This window comes from Tabrizicola sp., from assembly GCF_016793705.1.
Taxonomy (GTDB): Bacteria; Pseudomonadota; Alphaproteobacteria; order Rhodobacterales; family Rhodobacteraceae; genus Tabrizicola.
Genome location: NZ_JAEULO010000043.1, coordinates 54401 through 69257, shown reverse-complemented (window position 1 = coordinate 69257; position 14857 = coordinate 54401). Strand labels below are relative to the sequence as shown.

Annotated in this window: 13 protein-coding genes and 1 pseudogene; 3 read left to right on the top strand and 11 right to left on the bottom strand. The window is 64.5% G+C overall.

The window, feature by feature from the left end; genetic code table 11:
• From JNJ68_RS12570 to JNJ68_RS12550, 5 genes and pseudogenes are all read right to left on the bottom strand, one after another.
• Positions 1–139 (bottom strand): annotated as a pseudogene (locus JNJ68_RS12570) (aspartate aminotransferase family protein); the annotation flags it as partial.
• Positions 140–574: 435 nt separating this feature from the next.
• Complete coding sequence (locus JNJ68_RS12565; RefSeq protein ID WP_294982723.1) at positions 575–1423, bottom strand: sugar phosphate isomerase/epimerase family protein; 849 nt, start codon at positions 1421–1423, stop codon at positions 575–577.
• A 1-nt stretch (position 1424) separates the two neighbouring features.
• A complete protein-coding gene (locus JNJ68_RS12560; RefSeq protein WP_294982722.1) occupies positions 1425–2573 on the bottom strand; it encodes a dihydrodipicolinate synthase family protein in 1149 nt (382 codons plus the stop codon).
• 9 nt (positions 2574–2582) lie between these two features.
• Complete coding sequence (locus JNJ68_RS12555; protein WP_294982721.1) at positions 2583–3350, bottom strand: 3-ketoacyl-ACP reductase; 768 nt, start codon at positions 3348–3350, stop codon at positions 2583–2585.
• The gene (locus JNJ68_RS12550) at positions 3347–4489 is read right to left on the bottom strand and encodes an acyl-CoA dehydrogenase family protein (protein WP_294982720.1); all 1143 of its coding nucleotides are present in this window, start codon (positions 4487–4489) and stop codon (positions 3347–3349) included. Before JNJ68_RS12550 ends, JNJ68_RS12555 begins: the two co-directional genes overlap by 4 nt.
• Before the next feature lie 138 nt (positions 4490–4627).
• Here JNJ68_RS12550 and JNJ68_RS12545 point away from each other — a divergent pair, with 138 nt between their 5' ends.
• Both JNJ68_RS12545 and JNJ68_RS12540 read left to right on the top strand, forming a co-directional pair.
• Positions 4628–5644 carry an aldo/keto reductase gene (locus JNJ68_RS12545; protein ID WP_294982719.1) on the top strand — a complete coding sequence of 339 codons (1017 nt, stop codon included), beginning with the start codon at positions 4628–4630 and terminating at the stop codon, positions 5642–5644.
• A 23-nt stretch (positions 5645–5667) separates the two neighbouring features.
• On the top strand, positions 5668–6096 hold the full coding sequence (locus JNJ68_RS12540) for a MaoC family dehydratase (RefSeq protein WP_294982718.1): 429 nt from the start codon (positions 5668–5670) through the stop codon (positions 6094–6096).
• Positions 6097–6103: 7 nt separating this feature from the next.
• Here JNJ68_RS12540 and JNJ68_RS12535 read toward each other — a convergent pair whose 3' ends face one another.
• The 3 genes from JNJ68_RS12535 to JNJ68_RS12525 are packed head-to-tail and all read right to left on the bottom strand — an operon-like array spanning position 6104 to position 9701.
• Positions 6104–7363, bottom strand: coding sequence for a glycerate kinase (locus JNJ68_RS12535; protein WP_294982717.1), 1260 nt, complete (start codon positions 7361–7363; stop codon positions 6104–6106).
• Complete coding sequence (locus tag JNJ68_RS12530; protein ID WP_294982716.1) at positions 7360–8133, bottom strand: enoyl-CoA hydratase/isomerase family protein; 774 nt, start codon at positions 8131–8133, stop codon at positions 7360–7362. The genes JNJ68_RS12535 and JNJ68_RS12530 overlap by 4 nt, the downstream gene beginning before the upstream one ends.
• Positions 8130–9701 carry an acyl CoA:acetate/3-ketoacid CoA transferase gene (locus JNJ68_RS12525; protein WP_294982715.1) on the bottom strand — a complete coding sequence of 524 codons (1572 nt, stop codon included), beginning with the start codon at positions 9699–9701 and terminating at the stop codon, positions 8130–8132. The genes JNJ68_RS12530 and JNJ68_RS12525 overlap by 4 nt, the downstream gene beginning before the upstream one ends.
• A 135-nt stretch (positions 9702–9836) precedes the next feature.
• On the opposite strand from JNJ68_RS12525, the gene JNJ68_RS12520 reads away from it, so the two are divergent.
• A complete protein-coding gene (locus JNJ68_RS12520; protein ID WP_294982714.1) occupies positions 9837–10655 on the top strand; it encodes an aldo/keto reductase in 819 nt (272 codons plus the stop codon).
• Positions 10656–10691: 36 nt separating this feature from the next.
• On the opposite strand, the gene JNJ68_RS12515 is transcribed toward JNJ68_RS12520, so the two are convergent.
• From JNJ68_RS12515 to JNJ68_RS12505, 3 genes are all read right to left on the bottom strand, one after another.
• Positions 10692–12293: a GMC family oxidoreductase N-terminal domain-containing protein gene (locus JNJ68_RS12515; RefSeq protein ID WP_294982713.1), complete on the bottom strand. Its 1602-nt coding sequence runs from the start codon at positions 12291–12293 to the stop codon at positions 10692–10694.
• 1 nt (position 12294) lies between these two features.
• On the bottom strand, positions 12295–13791 hold the full coding sequence (locus tag JNJ68_RS12510; RefSeq protein ID WP_294982712.1) for an aldehyde dehydrogenase family protein: 1497 nt from the start codon (positions 13789–13791) through the stop codon (positions 12295–12297).
• A 120-nt stretch (positions 13792–13911) separates the two neighbouring features.
• A complete protein-coding gene (locus tag JNJ68_RS12505) occupies positions 13912–14853 on the bottom strand; it encodes an ABC transporter permease (protein ID WP_294982711.1) in 942 nt (313 codons plus the stop codon).
• Positions 14854–14857 lie beyond the last annotated feature (4 nt).

The following is a 14857-nucleotide window of genomic DNA, read 5'->3' as shown; positions in this document are numbered from 1 at the left end:
GCCCGTCGATGTCGCGGATGCGGGTGCCCTGCGCGCCCGTGATGATCGCAGGCGCGTTCTTCACGCTGTCCGAGGGCGAGGTCATCGGATGCCAGAGCGAGCGGGCATTGTGGGCTTTCAGGAAGTTGGCGTCTTTCATGGCGTTGTCTTTCTTTGGAGCCCAGCTGTCATGTGACGGTCGTCGGCGCAGGGGCGTCGAGATGCCCCTGGTTCCGAGCGGTGACGTGCACTGAAAATGGCGGCCCCGATCATCGGCCCGGCCCGGAAACGTTGTGATAGGGTCGGGCCCGCGCCGGTGGCGTTTCCCATAATGCGATCCTTCCCTGGCACAGGCGATGCTCCAGAAACCTGCGCACATCTTTCTGTTGACAGGGTGTTCCAAGATTTGTCAATCAAAATATTCACCAATGGTGACTATATTGCACCGTTTTTATCGAAGGACATGGATACTGCTTGACCCGCGCCCCGGGAAGGCGTGCGTCTCATCAGAAGGTGCCGGGGTCTGAAACGCCCGTTCTATCGACGGCTCAATGCTGGATGTCTGCCCCGGAGGGCTTCGCAGACGCGCCGCCCGTCAGCAGCTTCGCCGGAACCGCTCCACGATCACGTCCAGCACTTCGGACGGATCGCGCTTCCACCAGTCTTCCGCCGAGAAGACCTCTACCTCGCAGAAACCGGCATATCCTGCGGCCTCGACCGCGCCGCGGATCGCCCTTAGGTCGGCGACGCCATCGCCCATCATCCCGCGATCCAGCAGCATGTGGCGGGTGTTCTCCAGCCAATCACAGAGATGATAGCCAAGGATCAGGCCGCGTGCCTGTCGCAATCCTTCGGCCAACGTGCGGTCCCACCAGACATGATAGACATCGACCGCGATCCCCAGGTTCGGCGCGTCGACCATGTGGCAAACGTCATGCGCGTCTGCCACCGTGAACAGACAGGTACGGTTGCCGCCGAACATCGGGTTCAAGGGCTCCAGCGCCAGTGAGACCCCACGTTCGGCCGCATAGGGCGCGAGCGTGGCGAGCCGGTCGGCAAGGCGCTTCACGGATTCACCCAGACCCAGCGTGCCCGGTTCGGTACCGCCCGTGACGATGGTCAGCACCGGGGCACCCAGATCGGCGGCCATGTCGATGCTGGCGCGGGCCTCGTCAATCACCGCGGCCGGCGTCTCGCGGCCGACAAGATAGGGGGTCCGGCAAAGGCCGGCGACCTGCATCCCTGCTGCCCGCGCCCGGTTTCCGATCGCGACAGCCCGTGCGCCGATCTCTCGCCGCCAGAAGACGATGCCGCCGTAGCCGCGTTCGGCGCAGGCGTCGATCACCCTTTCCGGCGACCACCCGGCCCCGGCGCCGTCCAGGTTGTGGCCCAGCGTCGCCGTGTTCAGCGCCAGGGCCGAATGGTCATTCGTGAAGTCCCGCACCTCACGCCCCGTAAAGCGCGAGAAGTTTCCTCATCCGGTCCACGGCCATCTCGGGATCGCGCAGGAGACCGCAGCCGTCGGCCAGCCGGAACACCTCGGAAAAATAGGGCAAGGGCCGCATCGCCTGTGCGCCGTTGAGCATGATGAAGTGGTCCTGGAAGCCGTTCAGCCAAGCGAGGAACACGACGCCCGTCTTGTAGTACTGGGTCGGCGCCCGGAAGATCAGCCGGGCCAGCGGCACGGTCGGATCCAGGACAGATCTGAAACCGGCGACATCGCCCTTGCCGAGAAGACCGACGGCATGGGCGGCGGCGGGCGCGAGCGGATCGAAGATGCCAAGAAGGGCGTGGCTGAAGCCCTGGTCGTCGCCCGCGATCAGCTCGGGATAGTTGAAATCGTCGCCGGTATACATCTTGACGCCCGCCGGAAGCCGACGGCGCATGATGATCTCCTTCTCTTTGTCGAGCAGGCTGATCTTGATGCCGTCCACCTTGTCTTGATTGCGGTGGATCACTTCCAGCGCCGTTTCCAACGCTTCATCGAAGCTGTCGGCGCCCCAGTAGCCGGCAAGCTGGGGGTCGAACATCTTGCCCAGCCAATGCAGCACGACCGGATGATCCGCCGCCGACAATACGCGGTCATAGACCTTCAGGTAGTCGGCCGGGCCCTTCGCCACGCGGGCCAGCGCACGGCTCGCCATCAGGATCAGACGCCCATCAAGCTGCTGGATCGCCTCGACCTGTTCCAGATAGGCGCGGATCACATCGTCAAGACTACCGGCATCGGCGGGGTCCAGGTGATCGGTGCCGCAGCCGTTGGAAACCAGCGCGTCAGGCAGCTCTGCGCGGGTGCGACGGATGAGGTCAAGCGCGCCGGGCCAGTCCAGCCCCATGCCCCGCTGCGCGGTGTCCATCGCCTCGGCGATGCCGAGGCCGAGTCCCGCGAGATAGTGGCGGAACTCCATCGTCTTCTTCCAGTCGATGGTCGCTTTTCCCGAGGGATCATTGGCCGTGAAGGGATCGGCGACGACATGCGCGGCCGAATAGACGACGCGGGCAGGGTTTTTCGGCAGCCGACCTGCCGCGATGGGCGTTCCGGTCAGCCGGTACTCGACCATCCGGCCGGTGGAATCGGGAAGCGCGATTTTCATGGCCAAACCTCAGAAGCGGGAGACAAGCATTCCGGCATCCGCCGAGATCACCTGTCCAGTGGTATAGGGAAGCCGACCCGACGCCAGAGTGGCGATGATGGTCCCCATCTCTTGCGGTTCACCGACGCGCGGCAGGAGCGTCAGTCCTTCCTCGGCCCGCTTGCGATAGGTCTCGATCACCGATGCGGTCATGTCGGTGGCGATCAGGCCGGGCTGCACATCATAGACAGCGATATTCTCGGGACCCAGCCGCACGGCAAGCGCCTTCGACACCATGGCGGCGGCAGCCTTGGAGGCACAGTATTCCGAGCGATGAACGGCCACGGCCACAGCGTTGGATGAGGTGACGTTGACGATGGAATGGAAGACCCCCTCTGGACGCACACGGGCCAGCAGTCGCCGGGCAAAGGTCTGCGACAGGAAGAACATCGCCTTGGTGTTGACCGTCAGACAGCGATCCCAACTGGCCTCGGATACATCCAGAAGGTCGCCGCGCTGCAGGACGCCGACACCCGCGTTGTTCACCAGTGTCGTCAGCGGGCCAAGCGTCGCCTCGATCCGATCCAGCGCCGGTCCGTGCGTGGCAAGATCGGTCACGTCGAAGGGTGCAGCCAGCACCGACACGCCCAACGCATTGAGACGCGCGACAGCACCTCTCAGTTCGTCATCTTCGGTCGGACCATTGAGAGCCACCGAGAAGCCTTCGCGGGCCAATGCCTCGGCCGCAGCCAGACCGATGCCGCGCGAGGAACCGGTGACAAGCGCGACCTGTCTCATGCCCGCGCCCCCTTCTTCATGAGCTCGCGGGCGATGATCATGCGCTGGACCTGGTTGGTGCCCTCGTAGATCTGGGTGATCTTGGCGTCACGATACAGTCGCTCGACTTCGAAGCCACGGATGTAACCCGAGCCGCCGAAGACCTGCACGGCATCGGCTGTCCGGGCAACCGCCATGTCGCCAGCAAAGCACTTGGCGATGGAGCACGCCTTTGTCGCGTCCTCGCCCCGGTCGATCTTCGACGCCGCCGAGCGGACGAGGAGCCGCGCGGCCTCGATGTCCTTGGCCATGTCGGCCAGCAGCCACTGCACGCCCTGGAACTCGACGATCTGCTTGCCGAACTGCTTGCGGGTGCCGGCATAGTCGACCGCCGCCTCCAGCCCGGCCTGGGCGATCCCCACCGCCAGCGAGGCGATGCCGACGCGACCCTTGTCGAGCACGCTCATCATCATGTGGAAGCCACGTCCCGCGTCGCCGAGCAGGGCATCGGCGCCAAGTTTCACATCGCTGAAGGTCAGCGCGCCCACCTGGCTGGCGCGCTGGCCCATCTTGTGCTCTTTCGGCCCCCTCTCGACGCCGGCTGCGTGCAGGTCGACCATGAAGATCGACATGCCCCGGTTACCGGCTTCCTTGTCGGTGCGCGCCAGGACAAAACCCATGTCGGCGACGGGGGCATTGTGGATCCAGATCTTGCCACCGTTCAGCCGCCAGCCACTGCCATCCTTCTCGGCGGTCGTGCGGATGCCCGAAACGTCGGTCCCGGCCTCGGGCTCGGTGATGCAATAGGCCACCTTCGTCTTCATCGCCAGGATATCCGGCAGGTGACGGCGCTGCGTATCGGTGCCGTGCCGCACCAGCAGCGACGAGATCAGTTCCACCAGGCCGCACTGGTCGGCAACGCTGGCATAGCCGCGAGAAAGCTCCTCCATCACGACCGAATAGGTCAGCGTGTCGAAGCCCGGCCCGCCCATCGTTTCGGGCACACCGATGCCGAACAGGCCAAGCTTTGCCATCTCGTCATAAATCCCGGCCGGAAACCGTTCATCGCGATCAAGGACCTCTGCCGCCGGGCGGATCACCTCGTCCGCAAAGGCCCGTGCCATGTCGCGGACCTGTTCCTGCATCTCGCTCAGGTTCATCTTGGCCACCCCTTTAGTAACTATTTGGTTACATACCCGCCCGACACGGCAGGGTCAAGAGATTCGTCGCGCGATTTCCCTTGAACCGCACGGCGCTTGCCGCAATAATGCACTATATGGTTACTTATGGAGGGAAGTATGCACCCGACAACACCGCGTAAATTCGGGCGAGCCGATCTGGACGTGACGGCCTTTGCCTTTGGCACGGCGCCGCTGGGCAACTTCCTGAAGGAGATCGACGAGGAAACGGCATCGGCCATGTTCGAGCAGGCCTGGGACGCCGGAATCCGGTTCTTTGATACGGCTCCGATGTATGGCCACGGTCTGTCCGAACTGCGCACCGGGCAGGCCTTGCGCTGGAAGCGGCGCGACGATTTCGTTCTTGCCTCCAAGGTCGGTCGCGTCCTTCACCCGGCGCGGCGCGAGACGATCAATTATGCACCCTGGGTAAACGCCGGACCCTTCACCATCGAATTCGACTATAGCTATGACGGCACCATGCGATCGTTCGAGGACAGCCTTCAGCGCCTTGCGCTGGAGCGGATCGACATCCTCTTCATCCATGACATCGACGTTTATACCCGCGGCAAGGATCAGCCTGAGGTGTTCCGGCAGGCCATGGACGGCTGCTACAAGGCACTTGCAAGACTGCGGGACGAAAGGGTGGTCAAGGCCATCGGTGTCGGCGTGAACGAGTGGCAGGTCTGCCATGAGGCGCTGAAGCAGCGCGACTTCGACTGCTTCCTGCTGGCGGGGCGCTATACCCTGCTGGAACAGGATGCGCTGGACGAATTCCTTCCCCTCTGCGAAGCGCGTGGTGCGGCGGTGCTGGTCGGCGGCGGGTTCAACTCGGGCATCCTGGCCACCGGGGCAAGACCGGGCGCCAAATACAACTACTCGGCCGCCCCCTCCGACGTGATGCAGAAAGTTGCCCGGATCGAGGCGGTCTGCGCCGAGTACAAGGTGCCGCTGCCCGCGGCTGCCTTGCAGTTCGTGGTCGCGCATCCGGCCATCCCGTCCTTCTGCGCCGGGACCCGGACGGTCGACCAGCTGCGGCAGAACCTCGACTGGTTCAACCACTCCATCCCCGCCGCCTTCTGGCAGGCACTGAAAGCGAAAGGTCTGCTGCGCGAAGACGCGCCGGTTCCGGCATGACGGGCCGACGTCTTGCGGCAGGCATGCATCGCTACGGCGACCTTGCCGTCGGCGACCGGATCGAGACCGGGCGCGCCATGATCGATGACGGAATGATAGATCGGTTCGCCGATCTGAGCGGCGACCGCTTCGCCCTTCACATGGACGAAGCCGCCGCCCGGAGGCTCGGGTTTCCGACCCGGGTGGCGCATGGGCTTCTTGTGCTGTCAGTGATCGACGGGCTCAAGAACCAGGCCCCGGCGCAACTGGCCGCGATTGCCTCGCTCAACTGGAGCTGGAGCTTCCATGCGCCCGTTCTGCTGGGCGACAGCATTCGCTCGGTTCTGGTGGTCGAGGGCAAGCGCCTGAGCAGAAGGGCGGATCGCGGGATCGTCAGCTTCGAGGTTTCTGCGTTGAATCAGTACGACGAAGTGGTGCAGAGCGGTCGCAACCAGCTGATGATGCAGGTCTGACCCGGCCTCAGCGCAGCAGGATGGCGCGGAAATCATTCACATTGGTGCCAGTCGGCCCTGGCACGAACAGGTCAGTCAGCGCGGCGAAAGCAGTATAGCTATCGTTGCCGGCAAGAAGCTGCGCCGGATCAAGCCCGATCGCGCGCAAGCGGCTGGCCGTCGCGCCCGTGGCAAATGCGCCAGCGTTGACCTCGGAGCCGTCGATCCCATCGGTATCAGCAGCCAGTGCCGCGAAGGGCACATCTTCCGCGGCCAATGCCAGCGCCAGCAGGAATTCGCTGTTGCGGCCGCCACGTCCCGCGCCGCGCAGCGTCACTGTGGTTTCTCCGCCCGACAGAATGACCACGGGCTTTGCAAATGGCCTGTCTCGCTGCGCCACCTCCCGGGCGATGGCGGCGTGGACCCGGCCAACGTCGCGTGCCTCTCCCTCGATCGCATCTGACAGGATCACGGCTGGAACACCCTGCCCTTCTGCCCGGGCCGCCGCCGATTCCAGCGACAGGCGGGCCGAGGCAATGACCTTCACCTCGTTGGCGGCAAAACGCGGGTCCGCCGGATCGGGAGCCAGGCCGTCGTCGCCCTCCAGCCAGGTCGCAACGCGCGGAGGCAGATCGACCCTCCAGTGCAGCGCCATGGCTCGCGCCGCCGCGCGCGTTGTTGCATCGGGAACCGTGGGGCCGGACGCCACCTGCGCCGGATCGTCCCCCGGAACGTCCGAGACGACCAGCGTCACCACCCGCGCTGGATGACAGGCCAGAGCAAGCCGTCCGCCCTTGATGCCTGAAACCTGCTTCCGGATTGCGTTCATCACCGAGATCGGCGCCCCGGAAGCCAAGAGAGCGCGATTCAGCGCAATCTCGTCCTCCAGCGTCAGGCCGCCCGCCGGGCAGGGAAGCAGCGCCGAGCCGCCGCCGCAGACCAGCACCACGACCAGATCGTCTGATGTAAGACCGCTTACGGCGTCGAACAGCGACGCGCTGGCCGCCAACCCGGCCGCATCGGGAACGGGATGGGAAGCTTCGATCACCTTGATCTGCCGCGTGGGACATCCGTAGCCATAGCGCGTGACGACCACGCCCTCGAACGGACCCCGCCACAAGGTTTCAAACGCCGCCGCGAGCTGAGCCGCGCCCTTGCCCGCGCCGATCACCACCGTCCGGCCCCTGGGCGGCTCTGGCAGATTGGTGGCAAGCGCATTCCGTGGGTCCGCCGCCATGACGACGGCTTCGAACAGGCCGGTCAGGAAGGCGCGGTCCTGCCCGTTCACTTCCGGAAGTCCGGCTTGCGCCGCTCCCGATAGGCAGCCAGCCCCTCGGCCAGGTCGGGCGAGGCGGCGGCAACGGTTCCGGCCAGCGCCTCCAGAACACGCCCTTGTTCCTCACCCTCGGCTGCGTTGACCAGCATCTTGACGAGTTCTGTCGCCCGCGACGACCGGGCCCTCAGCCGGGCGGCAAGCTCCATCGCCGCATCCATGCCGGCCCCCGTCACCACCACCTGATCGACGAGCCCAAGCCGCAGCGCCTCGTCCGCGCCGAACACCTCGCCGAACAGGGCCATCCGGCGGACCACCTGCCCGCCGAAACGCCGGGACGTGCGCTGGGTGCCGGACCAGCCCGGAATGATGCCCAGCCCGGTTTCCGGCAGGCCGATCTTGACATGAGACTCGGCGATGCGCAGATCGGCGCAGGCGGCAAGCTCCAGTCCTCCACCAAGGGCACTGCCGTTCAGCACCGCGATGACCGGCTGGCGCAGACGGGCCAGGGAGTCGAAGGCCTGATGCCCGTCGCGCAGCCAGTGCCGCCCGAAATCCTCTGGCGACAGCGCCGACCAGGCGGAGATATCCCCGCCCGCGCTCAGCGCCTTGCCACCCTCGCCAGTCAGGATCACCACGAAAGCATCCGACCGTTCGATCTTGCGGCATAGCGGCATGAGCGCGTCGACCATCTCGGCGTCCAGCGCATTGTGCTTCTCGGCCCGGCGGATCGTCAGCGTGGCGATGCCGTCGGAGATGACCAGATCAAGCCGCTCGTCGCTCACAGAACCAGTCCCAGAGGTTCCGGCCGGAACAGCGCTGCGTCCATTTCCTTGAGACCGGGCGAGATGCGCAGAGGCGTCGCGGCCTGATCCAGGATGTCGCGCTGCAAATCCAGTCCGGGCGCTATCTCGGTCACGGTCAGCCCCTCTTCCTCCAGGCGGATGACGCAGCGTTCGGTGACATAGGTCACGTCCTGCCCCTGCGCCAGCGCGCGCTTGCCCGAAAAGCTGACCTGATCGACCCGGGACACGAACTTGGCGATCCTGCCCTCCTTGTCGATGACAAGGCGCCCGTCCTCCAGCCGCATCTTTGCGCCGGCGTTGAAGTTGCCGCTGAAAACGATCTTCCGCGCGCGAGAGGTGATGTCAACGAACCCGCCCGCCCCGGCCGTGCGGTGCGGCGTTGCCGACAGGCGGCTGACGTTGACCGAGCCGTCCGCGCCGACCTCCAGGAACGACAGCAGCGAACAATCAAACCCACCCGCCTGGAAATACAGGAACTGGTGCGGCGAGGCGACGAAGGCCTCGGCATTGGCGGCACAGCCGAACTTGAAGTCCAGAAGCGGCACCCCGCCCACCGCGCCCTGCTCGATGACCCATGTCACCTTACCGTGCAGCCCCTCCTCCAGAAGGATGCGTGGTACATTCGCCGAAATGCCGAAGCCGATGTTCACCGCCCAGCCGTCCCTCAGTTCCATCGCCACGCGGCGCGCCATCACCTTCGCCGGGTTGTACTCGGCCCGGCGGAAGGTGTGCAGCGGTCGGAACAGTTCGCCCGAAATCGCCGGATCATAGGCGGTCGCCGTGGTCTGAAGCTGGTCAGGCGCCTCGACGATGACATCGACCAGGATCCCCGGAACCCGCACGTCATGCGGCTTCAGCGTCCCCTGCGCGGCCACCCGCCGCACCTGGGCGATGACCAGCCCGCCAGAATTGCGGGCGGCCAGCGCCATTTCCATGGCGCCCAGCGTCGCCCCCTCCTGCTCGAAGGTCAGGTTGCCATTCTCGTCGGCGGTCGAGGCACGGATGATCGCCACATCGGGCCGGATTGCCGGGAAGTGAAGCCAGGTGTCCCCGTCGAAATCCATCCGCCGGACCAGCGGCATCGCCCGTGCGCTGGCATTCATCGCGCAGCCATCCAGTTCCGGATCGACGAAAGTGTCCATCCCCACCTTGGTCAGCACGCCGGGCCGCTTCGCAGCACCCTCGCGCAGCATGTCGAAGATGATGCCCGAGGGCACGTTCCAGGCGGCCAGGTCCTCGGCCAGGATCCGCTGCCAGATCAGCGGCGGTTCGGCATTTGTCGGCCCAGAGGGGTAGGAACCCCCGATGATGCGCCGGATCATGCCCTTGTGCGCGATGTGATCCACACCCTTTGTGCCGAACATGTCACCTGCGGCAATGGGATGAACGGTCGTCAGATCGCGCGGCGCGCCTTCCGTCAGGAAGCGTTCACCCAGGGCCTTCAGCACTTCATCGGGGCAAAGCAGCCCGGACGACGAATTGACGGCGACGGTTGCGCCATCGGCGACAAGCCGCGCTGCCTGGGCTGGAGTCCTGACCTTCGACACCGCTCGTTCCTTTCGGGGTTTCATTTAAGTAACTAACCAGTTATAACTAGATACTCAGAGTCGCGACTGATTTCAAGGGGTCAGTTGCAGTCCGGCCCATTCGGCTACGGACAGAAGACAGAGGGGGAAGCGACAATGAACATCCTGTTTCAGCTTAATCATCAGCGCGCGTTTGGCACTTTCCCGTTGAAGGGAGATGATCTGCGCGCTGCGATCTTCGCCGCCGTCGACGTGGGCTATCGCGCTTTTGATTCGGCGCAGATGTACGGCAACGAGGCCGACACCGGCGCGGCGCTGGCCGAATGCGGCGTGCCGCGCGACCGGTTGTGCATCACCACCAAGGTTGGGGTCGAGAACTATACCGAAGCGCGTTTCCTGCCTTCGGTCGAGGCTTCGCTGAAGGCATTGCGGGTGGACCGGGTGGACGTCCTGCTTCTCCACTGGCCCACACCGGGCGGCGAGATCGATCTTTCGTTGCGCCTTCTGGATCAGGCCCACAAGCGCGGACTGGCAACGAACATCGGCCTTTCCAACCACACCGCCGCCATGATGCGCCATGCGCGAGGCCTGCTCGACACGCCGCTTGTGACCAACCAGGTGGAGTTTCATCCCCTCCTCGACCAGTCACGCCTGCTGGCTGCGTCGATCGAGACCGGCATCCCGCTGTCCTCCTTCTGCTCGGTCGCGCGGGGCGAGGTGTTCAAGTATCCGCTCTTCGCGGAAATCGGTGCGGGCTACGGCAAGTCCGCCGCCCAGGTCGCGCTGCGCTGGATTTTGCAAAAGGGTGTCACGATCAACACCATGTCGACGAGACCTGCCAACATCCGCGCGAATTACGAGGTCATGGACTTCACCCTGTCGGCGATCGACATGGCGCGGATCGAGGCGATGACAGCTACTGGCTACCGCATCATCAGCAGGGACCGGGTGCCCTACGCCCCCGATTTCGACTGAAGCGCGACGGGGCGGCACGACCGCCCCCCTTCGTGCCTAGTGATTGCCCCGGATCATGTCGGCGGCTTTCTCGGCGATCATGATGGTCGGTGCATTGGTGTTCGACCCGATCAGCGAGGGCATCACCGAACTGTCACAGACACGCAACCCGTCCACGCCACGCACCCGCAACTGCGGGTCGACGACCGACATCTCGTCCTTGCCCATCTTGCAGGTGCAGGTCGGGTGGTAGGACGTCCGACCATACTGCCGCGCATAGGCCTCGAAATCGGCCTGGGTCTTCACGCTCGTGTCGGGGAAGCGGATAGTCTTGATGTATCTCTGAAGCGATGGCTGGCTGAAGATTTCCCGGCTGATCTTCACCCCTTCGGTCGAAATCTTCAGATCGTCGGGATGGCCCAGGAAGTTCGGATCGACGACCGGCAGGTCGCGCGGATCGGCCGACCGCAGCGTGACGGACCCACGCGCCTTGGGCCGCAGCGTATAGCTGTTCAGGGTGATGCCTGACGATCCCTTCGGCACGCTTGGAACCCCGGCCTCGGCGCCCGCACCTGCCAGGAAGTGGAACTGCAAATCCGGGGGGCTGGCCACCTGCCCGTCCGAATGCCAGAAGGCGCCTGCCTCGACCACGTTCGAGGTGACGGGGCCAGAGTTGAACAGGAAATACTGCATGCCGGCCCAGAGCGCCCAATGCGGCTTGCCGTATTTATCCAGGCTGTCGTGGCCCTTGAGCTCGGCCACGATATCGATGCCGAAATGGTCGTTCAGGTTCTGGCCGACCCCCGGCAGGTCCTGTTGCACCTCGATCCCCTGCGCGCGCAGTTGCGCTGCGGGCCCAAGCCCCGACAACATCAGAAGCTTCGGGCTGCCGATGGCCCCCGAGGTCACGATGACTTCGTTCTCCGCCCGCGCGACCGCCACCTGACCGCGAGCGGCGTATTCCACCCCAACTGCCCGCTTTCCCGCGAATACCAGCCTTAGCACCAGAGCGCCGGTGATCAGCGTCAGGTTCGGCCGCTTCAGAGCCGGGCGGAGATAGCCCACCGCCGCCGAGCAGCGCCGGTTTCCCCGGACCGTAAGCTGGTACATCCCGGCGCCTTCCTGCACCGCACCATTGAAATCCGCGCTGTGGGGCAGACCCAGTTCCTGAGCACCTTGCACGAAGGCGCGCGACATCGCGTTCGGCGCGGGAAGGTTCGAAACACCCAACGGACCATCTGTGCCATGCCATGTCCCGGACAGGATGGTGTTGCCCTCAGAGCGCAGGAAGTATTTCTGGATGTCCCTGAATCCCCAGCCCTCGGCCCCCTCTTCATTCGCCCAGCGGTCATAGTCCGACGGATGACCACGCGTGAAAATCTCGGCGTTGATGGATGAGCCGCCGCCAAGCACCTTGGCCTGAGCGTAGGGAATCTCGCGATTGTTGGCGTGTTTCTGCGGCGCCGTCACCAGGCCCCAGGTCAGCGGGCCGGTGGTCATCTTGGCAAACCCCACCGGCATATGGATCAGGGGATTGCTGTCCTTGCCCCCCGCCTCGATCAGGCAGACCCGAACAGCGGGGTCCTCGGACAGGCGGGCGGCGAGGACACAACCTGCCGAACCTCCGCCCACGATCACATAGTCATATCCCTTGGCCATCTCACTTGATCCAGTGATTGCGTTTGCCGATTTCGACATGGACCGATTTCACTTGGGTGTACTCCTCGACACCGTAGATGCCAGCTTCGCGGCCCCAGCCGGATTGCTTGAATCCGCCAAGCGGCATTTCCGGCCCCCCGGCCATGATGCAGTTGACCCAGAACCGCCCGGCACGGACCCGGCGCGAGACGGTTAGCGCGGTATCGATGTTCTTCGACCAGACGCTTGCCGCCAGCCCGTAGACGGTATCGTTGGCAAGCTGGATCGCCTCCTCCACCGTCTCGAACTGGAATGAAGACAACACCGGCCCGAAGATCTCGTCCCGGGCGATCGACATTTCCCGTTTCACGCCGGTGAACAGCGTCGGCGCAATATAGCTGCCCCGGCCAAGATCCAGCGCAGAGCCGCCGGTCACGACTCTTGCCCCCTCGCCCTTGCCCTTTTCGATATAGGACAGGATCGTCTGGTTCTGCGCATCCGTGGTGATGGCCCCGACCTGGGTCGTCTCGTGCAGGGGATCTCCGACGACGATCTTGTTCATCTTGGCCGCCAGAAGTTTTTCAAACTCGAGTGCAACACGGCGGTCGACGATCAGGCGGCTGGAGGACACGCAGCACTGGCCGGTGTTGAAGCTGATGCCAAAGGCGGCGGCGTCTGCGGCATCTTCCAGATCGGCATCGGCAAAGACCATGATCGGATTCTTGCCGCCCAGTTCCAGCCCCAGTTTCTTGAAGTTGCTGTCGGCGGCGGCATGAACCACCGACCGCCCCACCCCGGTCGATCCGGTGAACGACAGCATGTCCACATCCGGATGCTCGGTCAGTGCCTGACCGATGGTTCGGCCCGATCCGGTAACGACGTTGTAGACCCCCTTCGGCAACCCCGCCTCGGCCAGGATTTCTCCGAGCAGGAGAGTGGTCGCGCTGGTCACTTCCGAAGGCTTCACCACCATCGTGCAGCCCGAGGCGAGGATGAAGGGTACCCGCTCGCACAGGATCAGGAAGGGGAAGTTCCAGGGCGTGATCAGCCCCACGACGCCGACGGGCTCGCGCAGGACCATACCGAAGAGATTGTCGCCAAGGCTGTTGAAACTGTCGCCATGCAGCATCCGCGCCGCGCCGGCCCCCACCTCGAAGCAGGCGATGGCATGGTCGATCTCGCCCCGCGCCTGGGCGATGGGCTTGCCGTTCTCCAGCACTTCCCAATAGGCGATCTCGTCGCGGCGGCGACGCAGGATTTCTGCGGTGCGCAGCAGTACCCCGGCCCGCTCGGCCCCCGGCAAGCCGGCCCAGCTGCGATCCTCGAACGCGCGGCGCGCGGCGGAAACGGCGGCGTTCAGGTCATCCACCGTGCATTTCGGGATGCGCGTCACCGGCGTTCCGTGCCCCGGGGAACTGCGGTCGAAGAAATCTCGCCCAGCTTCCCAGACGCCATCCAACCAGAAGCCGAATTCGCGCGGGGCTTCGGGCAACGAAAGCGATCTGGTGGTCTTGTCCATGGTCTTCCCCCTCATGAGTCGTCTTACGCCTGCGATGCGCATTAAGTAACTGTTTGGTTACAAAATGTCAACGAAGAGCCGCCGCCTGCGACGTCTTGTCCGCTGCTCGCCTGCCTTGTGTTACTTGACTGTCCGCAGCTTGGACCGATCCATCGTCAGCGCGATGGCCGCGATCAGCACAAGTCCGAAGACCATCTGCTGCTGCGTTGCCTCGACCCCGAAATACAGCATCGAGGCCCGGATCACCGCCACGATCAGCGTACCTATGGCGGTGTTCAGCACCCCGCCCACGCCGCCGGTCAGCGGCGTGCCACCGACCAGAACCGCGACGATGGCAGGCAACAGGAAGCCGTTGGCAATCGTCGGCGCCCCACCGGACAGCTTGACCGCGAACAGAAGCCCTGCCACCGCAGCCAGCGCGCCCGAAATCGCGAAGGCCAGCATCTTGAAGCGGGCCACGTTCACGCCCGAGGCCGCTGCCGCAAGCTCGCCCGCGCCCACCGCCTTCAAGGCGCGGCCGAGCGTGGTGCGCCGTTCGATGAAGAGGCAGATTGCCAGCAAGGCCACCGCCAGGAACAGTTCGTTCGGAATGATACCGGTGCGGCCGATCATCCAGCCGAACAGCGCATCGCGTTCGGCGGCATCCATGTTCAGCGCGCGATTGCCCGACAGCCACTGCGCCATCGAAAAGCACAGCCCGCCGACAGCCAGCGTCGAGATGAAGGAAGGCACGAACAGTCGGGTGGTGATGAAGCCTGACAGCATCCCGAGGGCAAAGCCGATCGCCACGCACAAAAGCGCGACCCAGATCCCCAGCGACGCGAGATAGACGGAGGCAACAACCGTGATCATGTTCGCCATAGACTGAGCCGACAGGTCGATCCCGCCGATGTAGATTGCGAAGGTCAGGCCAAGCGCCATGATGAACAGGGGCACGATATCCCCAGCCAGAGACAGAAGGTTGGCCGGTTTCAGGAAGTTCGGGTCATTCAGGCCGACGAAGATCACCAGGACCAGCAAGGTGATCCAGGGAAAATGCGGTTTCAGTCGCTGGATATCCATCTCT

Excerpts from the sequence above, each read along its gene's own strand:
- JNJ68_RS12520 (WP_294982714.1), top strand. The coding sequence starts at position 9,837 with ATGAACATCCTGTTTCAGCTTAATCATCAGCGCGCGTTTGGCACTTTC.
- JNJ68_RS12550 (WP_294982720.1), bottom strand. The coding sequence starts at position 4,489 with ATGAACCTGAGCGAGATGCAGGAACAGGTCCGCGACATGGCACGGGCC.
- JNJ68_RS12510 (WP_294982712.1), bottom strand. The coding sequence starts at position 13,791 with ATGGACAAGACCACCAGATCGCTTTCGTTGCCCGAAGCCCCGCGCGAA.
- JNJ68_RS12560 (WP_294982722.1), bottom strand. The coding sequence starts at position 2,573 with ATGAAAATCGCGCTTCCCGATTCCACCGGCCGGATGGTCGAGTACCGG.
- JNJ68_RS12555 (WP_294982721.1), bottom strand. The coding sequence starts at position 3,350 with ATGAGACAGGTCGCGCTTGTCACCGGTTCCTCGCGCGGCATCGGTCTG.
- JNJ68_RS12505 (WP_294982711.1), bottom strand. The coding sequence starts at position 14,853 with ATGGATATCCAGCGACTGAAACCGCATTTTCCCTGGATCACCTTGCTG.
- JNJ68_RS12515 (WP_294982713.1), bottom strand. The coding sequence starts at position 12,293 with ATGGCCAAGGGATATGACTATGTGATCGTGGGCGGAGGTTCGGCAGGT.
- JNJ68_RS12545 (WP_294982719.1), top strand. The coding sequence starts at position 4,628 with ATGCACCCGACAACACCGCGTAAATTCGGGCGAGCCGATCTGGACGTG.
- JNJ68_RS12540 (WP_294982718.1), top strand. The coding sequence starts at position 5,668 with ATGCATCGCTACGGCGACCTTGCCGTCGGCGACCGGATCGAGACCGGG.